A 17,957-nucleotide genomic window follows, 5' to 3' on the forward strand; every position below is an offset into this window, starting at 1 on the left:
AAGGTCTTTTATTTTAAAATTAATTATGTTATCAAAAAAACAAGCTAAAACATTTTTTATTGGAGGTACTTTAGTAACGTTTTTGATTTTCATCGGGTTAACTATTTACTCTTTTCCAGAGAGTAATGATCAAACCAATTATGAAGAATTGACAGAATCAGCCATCTTCAGTTTTTATTGGATGCTTACATTGTTTCATGTAATACATGTTTTGGTAGGTTTAGTAATTTTAATATCTATTTATTTTGGAATTAAAAAGAAAACTACACGATTGGAAGATGTTGAAGCTAGCGCCGCTTTTTGGCACATGTGTGATTTATTTTGGTTGTTATTATTTCCTATAATCTATTTATTTTTTTAATATGAACAAGATATCAATAATCACTTGGATAAGTTTAGTATTATTAACCATAGTATCGGCATCATTTTCTAATTTAGGCGCACTTTTGATTATAGGACTGGCTGTTTTTAAATTTTTAGTAGTTGGACTTTCAGTTTATAGAATTAAAAAAAGCACATACTTTTTGGAAAGTACTTTTGTTGTGTTTTATTATAATATACGCAATTTTAGTATTAATTATTTAAGAAAAATATGTTGACCATTAATTTTAATGTCTTCAGAAAATTCTTGAATAGATTTATCTTTAAAATCAATCATTAATTTCTTTTTAAAAGGAGCTACGGTAAAATGAACAGGACATGGGTTTTTGTCATTGCAAGAAGATAATCCCATAAAACAATTGTCAAATTTTGTGGTTCCGTCTATGCATTTAATAACACTCCAAAGGGTGTTGTTTAAATTGTGTTTGTTTAAATAAAAACCTCCAGTTGGACCTTTTGAAGAAGATACCAGATTGTTTTTGGTAAGTTGTTGCAATAGTTTTGCTAAAAAAGGTTGAGGAACTTCTAATTCTTCCGCAATTTTTTTAACCCCAATTTTTTTATTTTCATCAACATGAACCGATAAGTATAATACAGATCGAATAGCGTATTTACAAGCGTTAGATAACATCTAAATAATTTTAGATAAAAATAATAAAAAAGATGTTTATGTCTTTAATTATTGTCTTTTAAATTGATTTGAAAAAATAATAAGTATTGCTATAAAAAAAATACTACTAACGATAACTAGGTATAATGAATGATTACTGATTATAAAAAGATGTTTCGAAATAGCAAACCCTTTGTAAAAAATAATAATTTCGGTTAAAAAAAATGCGATAAGGTAAAACAACATGCTTTTTTTAGAAAGCTGTATTAACTTAAATTGATGTGAAAAAAGGAGAATAGAAACGCTAACTACACCTAAAAATGTCCAGTGTAAATAACCTATAATTAAATTAACATTAGTCGAAATTGCATTTGCTATGTTTGGAATTGTGCCAACAAGTTGAAATAGTAATTTTATCGCAAAAAGAATAGCAATTAATTTTATTGATTGACGAAATGGATGTGAAAACTTATTATTGAATTCATCTTTAAAAGAATTTATTTTTTTTACTAAAATATAAAAAGCAATTAACTGTATAAAGGCGCCTATAAATGATATTATATAAATAATAAGTGTTGGTTTCATCCATAGTAATGAAATACCAAAGGTTAGTATTATACCTATATTCATTAGCCAAAAAATAGGATTAAAAGTTTTTTTAGTAAATGTGATTTTATATTGTTCTAAAATATAAATGCCTATGCCTAAAAGAGTCAAAATAAACCAACCATTGTACTGAAAGTGAAGGTAAAAATAAATAGCATTTCTATATAAACTAGAGCCTGATCCGGCTGTTTTCATAATAATACCTAATGCCCAAGGGCCAAGGCTAGAAATAATCATATACCATAAAGCAACACGAATACAAGCATAGGAATTTGTTTTCTTTAAAGTTAACGGTGTGTATTTAAAAACTAAATGAGCAAATACATAAGAAGCAAGTAAAAAAAGTGTTGAAAAAAGAATAGAGAATGCTGCATAGCCGGTAAAAGGAAAAGTAATTAACATTCCTATTATGATAAATTGCGTAGCCCAAAATAAACGTTTGTATTTTAAATTAATAGCAACTTTACTTAAATACATCTTAAAAATGAGTGTAGTTAACGCTGTATAAACCCAGCCTAACAAAGCAATATGAGAATGTGTATGTACTATAAAACGGTAGTTTATAGGTAAATCAACTATGGTGAAAAAACGAAGTAAAACACCCAAGAAAGCAATTATTGAAAAATAACTTAAAGCTATTTTACTATGGTTTTTTAAAAAATTAAAAGAGGTGGTCATATTTGCAAAATAAAGTATTCAATAGTGCAAAAATTATGATATTTATCATGTAAAAAGAGTATTCATTATGAATACTCTTTTTTTGTTTTAAAGCCATTTTATTTTAGTTCTTTTTCTAAAGCAATTGATTTAGGGTGTAAAATATTATTTTCTAAGTGTATATGTTGATGTAAATCTTGTTCAAATTCATCTAACTTAGCATATAAAGCTTTAAAAGTATTGCAAGCTTCGGCAGGGGGAGTATAGTTATTTGTTAAAGTAGCAATTTCTTTAAAAATGTCACCAGCACTTTCATGTTCTTGTTCCATCATTCGAATAGGATTATTTACGGTTCCGAAAGGGGCTGAAATATTTTTTGTACCTGATTTTTTAGCATCAACTAATTGTTTGATGAAAGGAAATAAAATCTCTTCTTCTTTTTGCATATGCGCTAATAATTCATTGGCAACTTCATGAAAAAGTTGATTTATTTTTACAACTTCAGTGTAATGATGCCCGTGAACTTTGGCTACTTTATTTGCATATTCAGAAATTAAAGGTAAGCTTTCTTTTACGTATGAATGATGTACATTTTCTATATAAATCATTAAAAAGTCTAACTCCCATTTATTGTAATCTTCTATAACATCTTTTATAGCATCTACAGCAGCAAGTTCTTTTTCAATAATTGTTATATCTACATTTTTTTTAGCACAAGCTTGGGTTACAGTAATATTACCGCCACAGCAAAAATCAATTCCATGTTTTTTAAAAACATGCGCAGTCTTAATGTTTTCAGCAACATAATTTGCTACTGTCTTTTCGTTTTCTAATACCATAATTTTATTTTTTAGAAGTGAATAGAGTAGGGTTAATAGTAACCATTGCCCATCCCCAGTTATTAGTGTTATTGTTAGATATTCCTTTTAAAGCTTCCATTCCTTCTGAAGCAAACATTTGTGAATATCCTGCTTTAAATCCGATATTTTTAGTGTAGTTATATGCGTAAACTAAATCTATTTCTGTGCCTAATTGTTTAGAAACGTTTGCATTAATATCTGCTGCTGCAGAAAAACTATGTAAAAAGGCTGTTAAACTAGATTTTGGATTTAATTTAAAGTTGGCTTTTGCATATACGTCAAGTAAACCAACACTGTTAGCGTGGTTACCTACATAAAAATAATCCATAAACCCATTAAATTTATGATTTGTACCATATAATGGATTAAAAGCATTGTTTTTGCTAACAGCGGTATTATAATCATTACCACTTTGTAATTCAGTACCTAAACCAACTGTAGTTTTATCGTTTAACTTGTAATTAGCTTCTAAACCAAGTAAATAAGCACTTAAATCATTATTATTAACATCGTAACCAAATTGATAATATAAATTAGCTGCTAATTGTAAATTATTTTGTTTTGTTTTTAAATGCGTACCAATTGTTTGGCTGTATTTAAGTCCGTCAGTAGATTGTAAACCGTTATTTAAGAATAAAAAACTACCTGAAAAGTTACTCCATTCCTTATGCAACCATATATATTGCATTGCTTTGTAAGTATTAGGAGTTGTTAAATTTGTTTCTGTTAGGTTTTCTTTTGATTGATTAAAAGCCAAGCCTAAATCTGCTTTAAAAGACCCTTTTTTATATCTAAATAAAGCTAAATCATGACTACGTGCTTGTTGAGCCCAACCTACATTACCAAATATTCTACTGTCATCATAAATAACTTCTTGACGTCCTAATTTTAAAGAATAATTAGCATCTAAAAGTATTTCTGCCCAAGCTTGATGTAAACTCAATCCGTTATTATCGGAACTGTTTAATTGCGGTACATCTCCCCAAACCCTCACATCTTGGATACTTATATAAAAATTAAGTTTTTCGATAGAATGGGCAAAATTTAAACGGGTTCTCTGTGAGGTAAATAAAGCTGCATTTGCATTGTCTGGAAATAAAGTTTTAAAACCATGCCTGTATTCCGCTCGAGGACGTAATTCAGCATCTATCTTTAACTGAGAGTAAGTTAAAGTAGCAACCAAAAAGAGTATAATACTAAGTATTTTGTTTATTTTCATAATCATCTATTTTTAATTTAATACAAATTTCAATAGAATGATGGCCATAAAAAATGATAAAGGTCATGTTTTGTGTTATCAATATTTAATTTTTATTTACTAACATAACTAGTATAAGATGTTTTAGTAGTTTTTTTTGTATAAAACTTAGAATAATGAATGATAATTTTAGCAAAAAATGTGACAATATTTAATATAAGTTGAAGATATAAGAAGTAAAAGTATTAGTAAATAATAAAATAATAAAATAAGAAAGAAGAATAGGTGTAAAGGTGTAGTATATTAAAAAACAAAACCCAGTTATTATAACTGGGTTTTAAAAAAAGGAAACTATTTTAAAATAAAAATTTGAAAATAAATTCATGTGAACCGCTACTATATTTTGAAATATCATTAATGGCATGTTCATACGCATATCCTACCTTAAACTCTTTAATAAATTGAAACATTAGTAATCCACTAAAAGATTCTTTTAATCTGTGAGAAACTCCAAATTCAACTTTATCTAAAAGTCCTAATGTTGTTGTTACATCTATAGAAAGAGGAACACCAGATACATAACGAGTCATGAAAGAAGGAGTTATTTTTAAATTATATTCACCTTCTAGATCAAATGTATATCCAGAACCTAAATAAACATGTGGTTTATCTGAAGCTGAAGTAACTACATTTCCTTGCTTTTCAAACCTCTTACTTTGTAACAATACAGGAATGGATAAACTAACGTAATAGTTTTTTCCTTTGAGGTAAGCACCCGCACCAAAATTGGGATTTATACGGTTTACATTTTGATTAAAAAGAGGGTCGTTAATATTTAAAGAATTTAAATCAGCATTAAAAAAAGAAGCGCCTGCTTTTAAACCTAAAAAAAGATCATTGTTTTCTGATAACTTTAATTTGTATGAAAAATCGATATAGACATCGGTTTCTTTAGCAATATATACCTGATCGTTAACAATAGATAAACCTAAACCTATATTTTTGCCAATAGGTGAAGAAATAGATAATGTTTGTGTATTAGGAGCATCTTTTATACCTACCCATTGTCCTTTAATTAAAGTAGTGAATTCTAAGCCATCATTACTTCCAGCATAAGCTGGGTTAATAACATTCATATTTAGGTTATACATTGTAAATGATGGGTCTTGTTGTGCTTTAACTTTTACACATACCATAATTACTAATAAAGCAAGTGTATATTTTATATTATATAATTTTACTGTGTTAATATTACATTTCCTAATGTTTGACAATCAATAATATTTTGATTTAAAATCATTGAAGCTATTCCACTGCGGTCATCACTACTTCCATTATCAATATTAGCTGTTGTAATTAATACACTTCCATTAGCATCTAATGCAACGGTAATATCATGTGTTACACCTGTTGATGTTACGTTATCAACTGTATTTATTGTAGTTACTACAGAAGTTGTTTACCTATATTATTTGAATCTTGTGAAACATATACTAACACCTGTAATGTAACAGTTGTGCCACAAATACTTGTAGGTGTTACTACTACTACTACTACTACTACTACTACTACTACTGTATATTCTGTACCGCTTATTTGATGTAGTATTTGATAAACTATATTGTAGATTCATCCCTGCTGCATGATTTCTACTAACATTGTTTTTTATTATACAATTTCTTGTTGTTAAATTAGCAACTAAACCATTTTTAATAATAGCACCATCAAGTGTTGTTTGATAAATGTTTGTATCACTTATAGTTAAACCATCTAACAGTAAATTTTCTCCTGTTTGTGTAACATATAATACGATAACTATTATCTGTATTTCTAGTAGTGTTTCCGTAATTTGAAGCTAAATTTATAGTATTTACATCGTTACCTTGTAAATCTCCTGACAATGTAGTTTCATTAGTACCTAAAATTATTTCTGATAATTGTGCTTCTTTACTTAAAAAAAACACTACAAATACGAATACCAGGCTTTGTGATATTAAAATAAGTATTTCTATCTGAAGTGTGTGGTTTGTAAGTTCCTGCGGATACCCATATTTCACCTCCATTATTCACCTCCAATAAAACATTTTCCCAATTAGCACTGTTGTTATTGCTTGTTGTTGTGTGGTTTACATAGACTTTAACACAGGACTGCAGTTGTACTGTAATTTGCTAAGACCTATTTTTGCCAACTTGATGGCGGTGCAAAACCTGTATCAATTTGTATACAACTTAAAAGAAACGAACCTATTGCATCAAAATTAACTAAAGTAGCATTATTTCCGTGAGCTAAATTTAATGTAGTTAAATTATTCATTGAGTTGCTACCAAAATTAATCAAGTATGGATTATTTGAAATATCTAAACTCATTATTGGGCTTTGGCTAACCGCTAACTCTGTTGATTGAGTATTATTAGATAAATTTAAAGTTGTTAAACGATTCTGTCTGCAAAAAGTTTTATTAAATTGGTAAATGCTTCAATATCTGTTAAGTCTGAAATACCAGGAGTATTTACACTGATTTTTTTTGTGAAAGCGGTTACTTCGCTACATTGTATTCTTTTATCTCTATTGGTGTTTATTTTGCTGTGTTATTAACTAAATAACTTTTAAAGTTTACGTCAGGTATGGTTACAATGCATGGTGGAGGTGTAAATACAATATCATCTACATAAAAATGTGCTGAAGATCCATCTGTTCTACTTATTTCGGTTACATGAACATTTGTCCAATTTAAAGTAATTATACTTGCTGTACTATTAATATAACACATTGTTGGATTATGTACATTAGCTCCACCATCTAGCGATTTAAAAGTCCAACTTTTATTGTTTGTTATTCCTGCTACTTTGATACTTTGAATATTTAAAGTAGTATTAGATGCTGTATTTAATGCTAATCTAACAGTGGGTTCTAATTGAACATTAACTACGGATTTTCCTGTGGATTATGGCGTGAAAGTGGCTAATTGAATAGGACTAAGACTTGGGGTAAAAAAGTAGCATAATAGGTATTATTAATAATTTGCCTTGCAGATTGCGCTGGATTTGTAGGGTTGCTCCGTAACGTTGCTGTTTCCCAATCAAAGGTTTGAGTATTAATTATACTACATATAAATAATAATAAATAAAGTATTTTTTGTTTCATAATATATATTAATAAAAATTTACCACAAGAGTACTATGCTTTAATAATTTTGTAACAAAGCACTTTGCGAATCGTAATTCTACTTTATGAATGATTAAAATAATCTAAATCCATTACTTTAAATTCATAAAAAAAGCTCAATCATTACAACTGAGCTTTTATATATTTTAAAAGTAAAATTCAATACAGATATAATATGTTATAGTGTTTTTATAAAATTTACTATTTTTTGCTTGGTCATTATATCTGCTTTAGCCTTATTTTTACTGTAAAAATTACTATAAGTGAAATCTGTCCAATCTTTACTTTTCTTATTTGCAGGTACCATCATTATAAAACTTTCGTGATCATAGGTAATCATATATAGCCCCATAATGTTGTAAAAAACAGGAACACCCATAGTTTGACTTTCGTCATTATTGTATTTATACATTGCTGGAGAGCATTTATTACAAGCAGCAACCATTAATACTTTATCTTTACCCCATACACCGTACTGAAATAGCTTTTCTTTGGTCATTTTACTACCAATTCCTTTTTCTGCAGCCATCAAATAATACTTTCCATTAATAGCTTTTGTAGGTTCTTTACTTTGAGAATACAACAAGCAAGGCATTAGCAATACTAGTAGGTATTTAAAAAATATTTTCATAATTGAATATTATTTAGTTAATATTGATTGTTTTACCACATCCTGAGTTTTTTCTATACACAAGTCTATTCGTAGAACTATAAGCATTACTACCACCGGACTTGGTTATTTTTTGTAAATAAGCGGCTCGATCACAATTCCATGAAGCTGTGCCTCCTGCACTAATTTTTGTTCCTGGATTACGACTACCATTTGTGCCTACATAAATTGTACGACTGCTATTGTTACGAAGAGTTACCGTATTTTTTGCTTTGGCTCCTTGGTAATTCGCTTCATTTAGTCTTTTTCTTCTTTGTAAATCTTTATACTCTGGAGTTGCCTTGATAGAGTCATTATATCGTTTAATATCTTGTTCTCCTTTATTCTTTGCAGCTATAATATTTTTATCACCTTGTTTTTCTTTTGCTGTTCTAGCGTTTTGTTTAGCTTTCATAGCAACTAAATAATCAGTAATTAACTTCTTTAAATTTTTACTTTGCAAGGCTTTGTGTTCTGCCCCATAATCAGGGTTCTTTTTAGACTTGTTTTTCGCTTCTTTTAATCTCTGAAAAAAAGACTTCTTTTTCTTTTTACCAGTAGTATTTCCTCCTTTTATTTTAACATAGATATCATCAATAAATTGAAACGAGGTTCCGTCTTTAGAAATTTTATCTAATACAAACACGTAGTCTCCTATAGCTACAATACCGTCTTTTTTATATTTATGTCTTATAACACTTTCATAAGGGTACCCACTACATTCGTAATACCCATCTATTACATTATATCCTCCTCCTTTTTTTCCTTTTTTTTCACCTTCAGCTACAACAGCTGCTATACTATATCCTTCACCAGTTGAAAGACGTTCAATTTTAAAATTAACTATAAATCGTTTTTCACTAATTTTATAAGTACCATCACCTTCTTTATCCCAAGCTTTTGTATATTCTTGATATTGATCTTTCTCAGAAACATTATCAAATAAATTGTTTTGAGACACTACTGCTGTTGTTACTAATAAAGTAAGTATTAAAATTATTTTTTTCATTGTAATATTTATTAAAAGTTTAATAGCTGCTTGTAAAATACAAGTAGCTATTTTTTTTCTTTAAAGATTAAACTAGAAACAGTTTCCTGTGGTTGGTAATTGTGCAGCTGTTAATGCAGAATTTGCACTAAAACCATTGCAACTTGTTACATTAGCTGTATTCCAATTAGATAAATCTTGGCTAAAAGAACCTGCATTATTAAACATGGCTTGCATAGTAGTAGCATTACTTACATTCCAACCACTAATATTTTGATTAAAATCGGCTGCTCCAGCAAATAGCCCCTCCATCACTTTTACATTACTTACATCCCAATTACTAATATCTTGATTAAAAGCAGTATTCTGAAACATATACCTCATAGTTCTTACTCTACTTACATTCCAATTGCTAATATTGCCGTTAAAAGAAGTTGCACTTCTAAACATCCCCGACATATTATTAACATTACTTACATCCCAATTGTTTAGGTTTTGATCAAAGGCTGATGCGCCAAGAAACATACTAGTCATATTTACACTCCCACTTACATCCCAAGTACTAATATCACTATTAAAAACAATTGCATTTGTAAACATGAATGCCATGTTACTTACATTACTTACATCCCAACTACTAATATGACCTATAAATGATTTAGCATCGTTAAACATACTAAACATATTAGTGATAGTACTTACATCCCAATTATTTAAATTTGCGTTAAATGACCTTGCTCTTTTAAATGTATTTGACATATCTGTTACTAAAGATAAATCTGGAGCATCAGTAGCTGTATAGGTAAGTTGTGTACAACCATAAAAAGCACCGTTCATAGATTTCCACTTAATATCTCCCCATTGTTTTATGGTTTGTATTTTATCAGTATCACCTGTATTATTAAAGTAAATAGCAGGAAAATTCCCTGTAATTTTCACTTCATAAATACCTGCGGTAACGTAAGTATGTGTAGTATTAGCTGTTTGACTGGTACTAGTACTACCATCACCCCAATTTACAGTATAATTATAAGTTAAGCTGTTATTGGTAGGAATTGTTATGCTTTCGTTTGCAGTAGTGGTTTTCCAAGTTGTAATAAATCCATTAGTAGTTGGTTCTACAACATCGGTAACATTAATAGTGATATCTTCTGTTAAAGAAAGAGAACCATCGGAAATCTGTATGGTAATATTATGGCTAGTAGCTGTTTCGTAATCTAGGCTTTTTCCAGGTGCTAAGCTTATTTCTCCATCAACGTTAATCTCAAATAAATTATTTGGGTTATTACTTAAAGAATAGGTAATAACATCTCCTTCAGGGTCTGTTGCTACAATGGTACCAATAACAAAAGTATCAGTAATATCTTCTGCAGGATCATTTATTACACTACTGTCTCTAATTTGTGGTGGTTCATTTACATTAGTTACATTAATTGTAATGTCTGCAGATGCTGTTAATACACCATCAGAAACTTCTACGGTAATTTGATATGATGTTTCATTTTCATAATCTAGAAAACGATTTGTAGCTAAGTGTAACTCTCCTGTGTTACTTTGCATAAACTCAAACATAGGGAGTGATGTATCACCGTTTTGAAATGCATTTTGTGTAATAGTGTATGTTAAAGTATTATTATTGGCATCCGTGGCTACAATATTTGCTACTTCTGTAGCGGTATCTATGTTTTCATCTACATCAAAACCTTGTGCTACAATTTCAGGTGCAACGTTCTCATCTACATCAATAACATTTATAGTTATTATTGCCGATGCTGTTAATTTTCCATCTGATACTTCAATAGTAATTGTATGTTTTTTAGCTGTTTCATAATCTAAAGACATTCCTGCTGCAAGGTTTAAATTTCCGTTATCAAAAATTTTAAATAGATTATTACTATTAGTTTTAATATTATAACTAAGTTTATCATCTTCAAGATCAGTAGCAATTACTTTTCCTATAATATTATTAGGTCCTAAATCTTCAGAGAAATTAAAAGTTTGTGCTTTTATTTCTGGGGCTGTGTTTATAAGTATATTGTCTTCCTTATCACAACTAACGAAGGCTAATACTGTACATATTATAAATAATACTGATGCTTTAAATACTTTTTTCATCCTTTTATTTTTATAGGTTTTTTAATTTAAAGACAACAATACTTCATTAACTAGTTTTTATAATAAACAACTTTGTGAATGGTAAATTGAGTTTGTAAAGGGTAAGTTTTTTATAAAGGAATTAATAGTAAGTTGTACTATAAAAGTTAAAAAAAAATGACGATGAGTGAAAAACTAGAAATCAAAAGTTTTTAATCATTACCAAAAAAAATGAGTGAAGTTATTGAAATTTGATATTAGTTAAAATCTGTTTTTAAAAGGCATTATTACTACTACTTTTGTTCCTGATGCAGCTCCATCAAGGTATAAATCCTCAATACTATACCCAATATTTTGATTGTATTGTTTTTTAAAAATTTCTAAACGTTTTTCAATAGCTCCTAAAGCAAATGATTCATGATGATTTCCTTGGCGTTCACCTATTTCTTTAGCCTTAACTCTTCCTATGCCATTATCTGTAATAATACATTGTAATTTGTTTTGGGTAAAACTAAACTTAATATTAAGCTCTTTTTTACCAGGTTTATGTAATAAACCGTGTACTAACGCATTTTCTATAAAGGGCTGTATTAATAAGGAGGGTACTTCTAAATCATTATTTTCATTATAACTAATGCGATAGTTAAATTCTTTTCCAAACCGCAGTTTTTCTAATTGTAAATACACGTTCAAAAATTGTAATTCTTTATTTATTGAAATAAAATCTTGGTTAGAATAACTTAAGGCATTACGTATTAACTCTGCAAATAAAACAATAGAATCATAAGTAGCATCTGTATCTTGTTTTAATACTAGATCTTGTATCGAGTTTAAGGCATTAAATATAAAATGTGGATTCATTTGTGAACGCAAAGCTGTTAGATTAATCGCGATGAGTTCTTTTTCTAAGTTTATTTTTTCTAATTGTATAAGGCGTTCTTTTTCTTTTCTATTTAATTTTATTTTATAATATAGTATTATACTTCCTAGAAGTAAAAAAGATATGATTGTCCTAAACCACCATGTTGTCCAGAAAGCTTTTTTTATAGTAAATTTTAACTCTTTTATTTTATACCCTTTTTGGCTACTATTTAAATAAGGTTGTACTTGAAATATGTAATTTCCTGATGGTAAACTGTTATATTTTACTGTACTTACTCCTGCTTCTGTAAGAATCCAATTATTATTTATTCCTTTTAATCGATATTTATATTTTCCATTTTTATCAAATGAAAACCCTGTAACATTGAACCCTATTTTTATCGTATTTTGAGTATGGTTTAAAACATATTCTGGTTTTATCAATGTATCTTTTTCATTAATTTGAAATGTATTAAAGTAAACTTTTGGATTGTATTTTTTAAAAGTTTTCTTCTTGTTTATAGAAAATAAACCTTCATTAGAAGAGAAAAACACTTTATTATTAATAAACTCTATACCAGAGATGTCGTAAGAGGGAATACCTTCTTTTTTTGTAAGCTTTTTAAACTGTAAACTAGTTGTGTTAAACTTTTGAATGCTATTATCTGTAGCAATCCATAAAGTATTTTTATCAGCTTTAATTTTTTCAATATTGTTTGAGGTTAATCCACTTTTAGTAGTGTAATGATTAACTACGGAATTGTTTTTTATAGCAAAAATACCATCTTTAAAAGTACCAACCCAAATAACATCATTAGTTGTTTTTGTTATTGATTTGGTATAAATAAATTTGTTGTTATATTGAATACTTTTGGCATTCCAAGTACTATCATACACCATTAAACCGTCTACATATGAAATATACACCTCTTTCTTTTTTTCATTGTAATAAGATGTATACGTTCTTTTACCCCTAGATATTGTTTTTACTTTACCACGAAAAAAATCCTTTTTAAGCATAATATTTGATTTTTTAAGTAGAGTAGCAGTGTTAGAGCTTGCACCTAATATATTATCATTTACTATAGAGAAACTTTTAACAGATTGATATGTATCTGTTTTAATATATTGATTCTTTTTATAATCAAGCACATAAGAAGTAATATCTTTACTAACTAAAATAATATTATTTGATAGGCATTTAATAGCAGATACTCTATCATTAGTTGGTAGTTTTATAATTTTTGATTTGTAGTTGTTTGTGTTATAAAAACCTAAATTTCCATTTCTAAGTCCAAAAACTAATGTGCTATCATTTAGTTTATCTAAGCTACTAATATTTTTATTTAATATATTACTAGTTTCAATATTAATATTAGGAATAAGATATATTCCATTATTTAATGTTGATAACCAGTAATTATTATCCTTGTCTTTTAATATTTTAGTTACATTTTTATCTTTTAAAAAATGTTTTTTTAATTGAAAGCAGTTTTTAACATATTCATATACCCAAACACCTTTATTAGTACCAAACCATACTTCTTTATTGTTTTCAAAAATAGTATGCGTTCCATATTTATTAATATCTTCAAAACCATTGATAATTTTTATATTCTTTTTTAATGTATTTATTTTAAAAAAAATATTATCAAAACCATTTTCTTGCATTAAAAATAAATCTGTACCACACTTAAAACTAATTGATTTGGTTGGAGGAATTGGTTTTACTTTTTTATTTTTAACCAATAGCTTTCTAGCTAAAAAACTTTTAACTTTATTATTTGCGGTTACCCTAGATATTGAATCAATAGTTTGATAGTAAATAGCATCATTATAACTAAAAGTACCTCCTATATAAGTTTTAGCTTTTATAACAGTTTTTATTTTTTTTGTAATTAAATTAATTTGATAAATATCTGATCTTGTAAATACCCATAAATAGTTTTTTTTAACAAAAAACTTTGCGAGAACTCCTTTTAGCTGCTTATTTAAATCAATAAATAAAGTTAATTTATCTCCTTCGACATAAAAGAATTGTCCAGATATATTATTACACCAAATACGTTTTCTTGGGTCTTGTTGAACACCAAATACTGAGAGTCCCCGTTGTTCTATGTTATTATATTTTTTATACTCTTTGCCAGTGTATTTAAAAAAACCTTTGTCTGCACACAGCCAAATAAAACCTTTATCATCTTCAAAAATATCATAAAATTCTTTATCAGGTAATCCTTCTTTTTCCGTGAGGTGTATTGTTATAGGTTCTTGAGCAAAAACTATAAATGAAACAAAAAAAAGTATACTTAACACAAGCTTTTTTTTAGGCTTATATATATTTTTTGAAATGTTATTTAATTGTTTCTTCAAAATTATTTATTCTATTTCTTGAAATTTTTGCTTTAAGAGTAGTGTGAGTTAAAGTTACAACTAAATCTGTTTTATTTAAGAATTTTACAAAATTTAAGTTAATAATCCATCCTCTATGAGAACGAAAAAAAGAAGGTTCTTTTGAAAGAATTCCTTCAAAATATTTAAGGTTTTTACTTGTAGTAATTTTTTTGTTTTCTTTTAAGTGTATAACGCTATATGCACCACTTGCTTCTATAGAAACAATATTTTTTAAATCAATAATATGCCTATTTCCTAATTCAGGAATTACTATTTTTTTATAATTTTTATCTTTTATCGTTTTTAATAATGACTGATAGTCTATTAATTGATTTTTATGTTCTAATTTTTGTTCTAGTTTTTCAAGAGCTATATTTAACTTATTTCTATCAATTGGTTTAACTAGGTAATCAATAGCATTTAGTTCAAATGCTTTTATGGCATATTGATCGTAAGCAGTTACAAAAATAATTTCGAAGTTTATTTCATCAAAAAAATTTGCTATTTCATAACCTGCATAATTTGGCATTTGAACATCCAAAAATATTACATTGGGTTTTAATATTTTAATTTGCTTAACACCTTGTTCTAAATTATTACAAGTATTGAGAATGTTGATTTTAGAAGAAGATCTTTCTAATAAATTGGTCAGTACATTTCTTGCACTTTCTTCATCATCAATTAGTATTGCTTTAATTTGTGTCATATAAACAAAGATACTAATAGAGTTTTTATTTACTACAATAGACTTTATGAAGATAAAATTGACTTTGCGAGATTAAATAAGATTATTATCTCATATTAATTTTTAATAAAAAAACAAAGTGCCAATGAAAAGAAATAATAATTACTTTCCGATACAAAAATTACCGAAAATGTGACCAAGTATGTCTTTGTCAACATCATATTCACCAGTAATGTTTCCTAAATGGCGTAAACATTCACGGATATCGATAGAAAATAAATCGGTAGAAATTTCTAAATCAATTCCTTGTTGTACAGAAGTAATGGCTTGTAAAGCATTGTTTAAGGCTTCAAAATGACGAGAATTGGTAACAATAGTTTCATTATTACTTAAAGCTCCTGTGTTTACTAAAGAAGTTAATTCGGTTTTAAGTTCGTCGATACCCGTTTTTTGTTTTGCAGAAAGTAAGATTAGATTTTCAATTTCTGATTGTAAAACAGTAGTATCATGGCACGATAACGTATCAATTTTATTTGCGATAACTAACAAACGTTTATTAGGAAAACGTTCTTTAATAGTTTCAATTTCATTTAAAAATTCTTCGCTAGCGTAAGAAAATTTATTAGCATCAATTAAAAAGATAATCAACTGTGCATTTTCTGCTTTTTCATACGCTTTTTTTATACCTATATTCTCTACAACATCTTCTGTTTCACGAATACCAGCAGTATCAATAAATCGAAAAGCAACACCATCAATTATTAATTCATCTTCAATTGCATCTCTTGTAGTACCAGCAATGTCTGAAACAATGGCTTTTTCTTCGTTTAAAAGCGTATTTAATAAAGTAGATTTACCAACATTAGGTTCACCAATAATAGCAACTGGAATTCCATTTTTCATGGCATTTCCAAAGGCAAAAGAATCAATTAATCGTTTTAAAACAAAGGTGATTTTAGTAACTAATTCTTTAAACTTTGTTCTGTCAGCAAATTCTACATCTTCTCCCGAAAAATCTAATTCTAGTTCTATTAAAGCAGCAAAATCTAATAATTGTACTCGAAGTTCTTTTAGTTCATTCGTAATTCCACCACGCATTTGTTGAATAGCCATTTGATGACTAGCCGCAGAGTTTGAGGCTATGACATCGGCTACAGCTTCCGCTTGCGATAAATCCATTTTTCCATTTAAGAATGCGCGCATGGTAAATTCACCATTATCAGCCATTCTACAGCCATTTTTTAAAAACAATTGAATAATTTCTTGCTGAATAAAAACAGATCCATGACAAGAAATTTCAACCACATTTTCACCGGTATAAGAACGTGGGTTTTTAAAAACAGATACCAAAACTTCATCTAAAATAATGTTATCATTTACAATATGCCCTAAATGAATTGTATGTGACTTTTGATTCAATAAAGATTTTGCATTGGTTACCGATTTAAAAAAACTATTAACAATGGTGATAGCATTTTTTCCAGAAAGTCTAATAACAGCAATAGCTCCAACACCTGATGGAGTTGCCATAGCAATAATTGTATCGTTTTGAATCATACTACAAAATTACCTAATATCAATTAAAATATCTCATTTATGATAAAGTAATTTTTGGTCAACAAAAGTAATAAGCTTATTTTTAAATATTTATTTGCGGTAAATCAAAAAAACATGAAATATTTTATTTCTTCTTAATACATACAAAGATTGTATCCGTATGTGAAAAAGAGTTTAGAATTAATTTAGTTTTTATTTTTTAATATATTTCACTAAAATATAGTGTATAAGGCGTTGAAAGATAGCTTTTGTTATTAATTGTAAAAAAGCGTAATTACAAATTTTTTGAATATGCTTTTATTAGAGGGTATTCTTTTTTAAAATATTCTTTAGGAGATTCAGACATAAATAGTTTAAAATCTTTTATAAAATGAGAATGATCATAATAGTTGTACATGTAAATAAGATCGTTGATGGCAATTTTTTTATTTTCGTATTTACGCATTAGTTTTATAAATCGTATTAATCTAATATATTTTCCAGGAGTTAAACCAATAATTTTTTTAAATTTTACCTCTAAAGATTTTTGTGATAATGAAACAATCTTTAATAAATCAGTAACTTGTAACATTCCTTCTTTCTCTAAAATATAATCAATAGCAATGTCAATTCGATTAACATCTTTATCAATATGTAAATCTAATGAATCAATTAAATTGATGATTTTTTGAATTAAAACAGGTATGTCGTTTTCATAATCTAAAAATATAGGATTAAATTGATCAAATATTTTTTTATTTATGAGTTCTAATTGTGGATGTTTATTTGTTAATGAAGCTATATCAATGCCAAATATTTTGTATAGTGCTGTGGGATGTAAGTTAGCGCCAATATTATGACCTTTAAAATTTACTGAAAAGTTGTAGGTAGCATCATATTGACCTAATAGGGTAAGCCCTTTTATATTTGTTGTTTTATTATTATAAATAATGGTCTGTTTATCTCCATATATATACGCAATTGCAGGAAAGCCTGTTGGTATAATTATTGATTGAAAAGGAATTGTTTGAATATTAATACTAAAGAGGTTATTTAAAAGACCTCTAGAGTCTTTTTTGTTAAAAAAAGTATATTCCATCTATTATTTTTATGTAAAAATAATAAGGTTATTGAAATGGTTGTTACCAATATGTGTAATTAAACAAAAATACTTTATAGTTTGTATGAATAATGTAAAAAATCGTAAAAAGTAAATTTCTTATAAAAGAAAAAGCAATCAATTAGTAATTGATTGCTTTTTTATTAATTTAAAGA

General features: G+C 27.6%; 16 protein-coding genes. 1 reads left to right on the plus strand and 15 read right to left on the minus strand.

Annotated elements, in window-relative coordinates:
* Nucleotides 1-25 precede the first annotated feature (25 nt).
* Complete coding sequence (locus tag BA195_RS10515) at nt 26-361, plus strand: cytochrome c oxidase subunit 3 (RefSeq protein ID WP_068705231.1); 336 nt, start codon at nt 26-28, stop codon at nt 359-361.
* A 216-nt stretch (nt 362-577) separates the two neighbouring features.
* Here BA195_RS10515 and BA195_RS10525 read toward each other — a convergent pair whose 3' ends face one another.
* From BA195_RS10525 to BA195_RS10595, 15 genes are all read right to left on the minus strand, one after another.
* A complete protein-coding gene (locus tag BA195_RS10525; protein WP_068705235.1) occupies nt 578-1,012 on the minus strand; it encodes an RrF2 family transcriptional regulator in 435 nt (144 codons plus the stop codon).
* Nucleotides 1,013-1,060: 48 nt separating this feature from the next.
* Nucleotides 1,061-2,275: a hypothetical protein gene (locus tag BA195_RS10530; protein ID WP_068705237.1), complete on the minus strand. Its 1,215-nt coding sequence runs from the start codon at nt 2,273-2,275 to the stop codon at nt 1,061-1,063.
* A gap of 98 nt (nt 2,276-2,373) precedes the next feature.
* Entirely contained in the window at nt 2,374-3,093 is a 720-nt protein-coding gene (gene ric, locus BA195_RS10535; RefSeq protein ID WP_068705239.1) for an iron-sulfur cluster repair di-iron protein, read from the minus strand.
* Between the two features lie 4 nt (nt 3,094-3,097).
* Nucleotides 3,098-4,333: an alginate export family protein gene (locus tag BA195_RS10540; protein WP_068705241.1), complete on the minus strand. Its 1,236-nt coding sequence runs from the start codon at nt 4,331-4,333 to the stop codon at nt 3,098-3,100.
* Nucleotides 4,334-4,668: 335 nt separating this feature from the next.
* Nucleotides 4,669-5,586 (minus strand): PorP/SprF family type IX secretion system membrane protein, encoded by a 918-nt coding sequence (locus BA195_RS10545; protein ID WP_141677694.1) that lies wholly within the window; start codon nt 5,584-5,586, stop codon nt 4,669-4,671.
* Nucleotides 5,587-6,063: 477 nt separating this feature from the next.
* Nucleotides 6,064-6,375 carry a hypothetical protein gene (locus BA195_RS10550; RefSeq protein ID WP_068705245.1) on the minus strand — a complete coding sequence of 104 codons (312 nt, stop codon included), beginning with the start codon at nt 6,373-6,375 and terminating at the stop codon, nt 6,064-6,066.
* Nucleotides 6,376-6,488: 113 nt separating this feature from the next.
* Entirely contained in the window at nt 6,489-6,680 is a 192-nt protein-coding gene (locus BA195_RS10555; protein WP_068705247.1) for a hypothetical protein, read from the minus strand.
* Between the two features lie 208 nt (nt 6,681-6,888).
* Nucleotides 6,889-7,083, minus strand: coding sequence for a hypothetical protein (locus BA195_RS10560; protein ID WP_068705249.1), 195 nt, complete (start codon nt 7,081-7,083; stop codon nt 6,889-6,891).
* Nucleotides 7,084-7,656: 573 nt separating this feature from the next.
* Nucleotides 7,657-8,109: a hypothetical protein gene (locus BA195_RS10565; protein WP_141677695.1), complete on the minus strand. Its 453-nt coding sequence runs from the start codon at nt 8,107-8,109 to the stop codon at nt 7,657-7,659.
* A 13-nt stretch (nt 8,110-8,122) separates the two neighbouring features.
* Nucleotides 8,123-9,136 carry a hypothetical protein gene (locus tag BA195_RS10570; protein WP_068705253.1) on the minus strand — a complete coding sequence of 338 codons (1,014 nt, stop codon included), beginning with the start codon at nt 9,134-9,136 and terminating at the stop codon, nt 8,123-8,125.
* A 72-nt stretch (nt 9,137-9,208) separates the two neighbouring features.
* Nucleotides 9,209-11,230: a BspA family leucine-rich repeat surface protein gene (locus BA195_RS10575; RefSeq protein ID WP_068705255.1), complete on the minus strand. Its 2,022-nt coding sequence runs from the start codon at nt 11,228-11,230 to the stop codon at nt 9,209-9,211.
* A 240-nt stretch (nt 11,231-11,470) separates the two neighbouring features.
* Nucleotides 11,471-14,383, minus strand: coding sequence for a sensor histidine kinase (locus tag BA195_RS10580; RefSeq protein ID WP_141677696.1), 2,913 nt, complete (start codon nt 14,381-14,383; stop codon nt 11,471-11,473).
* A gap of 37 nt (nt 14,384-14,420) precedes the next feature.
* Nucleotides 14,421-15,167, minus strand: coding sequence for a LytR/AlgR family response regulator transcription factor (locus BA195_RS10585; protein ID WP_068705259.1), 747 nt, complete (start codon nt 15,165-15,167; stop codon nt 14,421-14,423).
* 141 nt (nt 15,168-15,308) lie between these two features.
* The gene (gene mnmE / locus BA195_RS10590) at nt 15,309-16,703 is read right to left on the minus strand and encodes a tRNA uridine-5-carboxymethylaminomethyl(34) synthesis GTPase MnmE (RefSeq protein WP_068705261.1); all 1,395 of its coding nucleotides are present in this window, start codon (nt 16,701-16,703) and stop codon (nt 15,309-15,311) included.
* Nucleotides 16,704-16,977: 274 nt separating this feature from the next.
* Complete coding sequence (locus tag BA195_RS10595) at nt 16,978-17,781, minus strand: helix-turn-helix domain-containing protein (RefSeq protein WP_068705263.1); 804 nt, start codon at nt 17,779-17,781, stop codon at nt 16,978-16,980.
* Nucleotides 17,782-17,957 lie beyond the last annotated feature (176 nt).

Source organism: Tenacibaculum soleae (assembly GCF_001693415.1).
Lineage (GTDB): Bacteria > Bacteroidota > Bacteroidia > Flavobacteriales > Flavobacteriaceae > Polaribacter > Polaribacter soleae.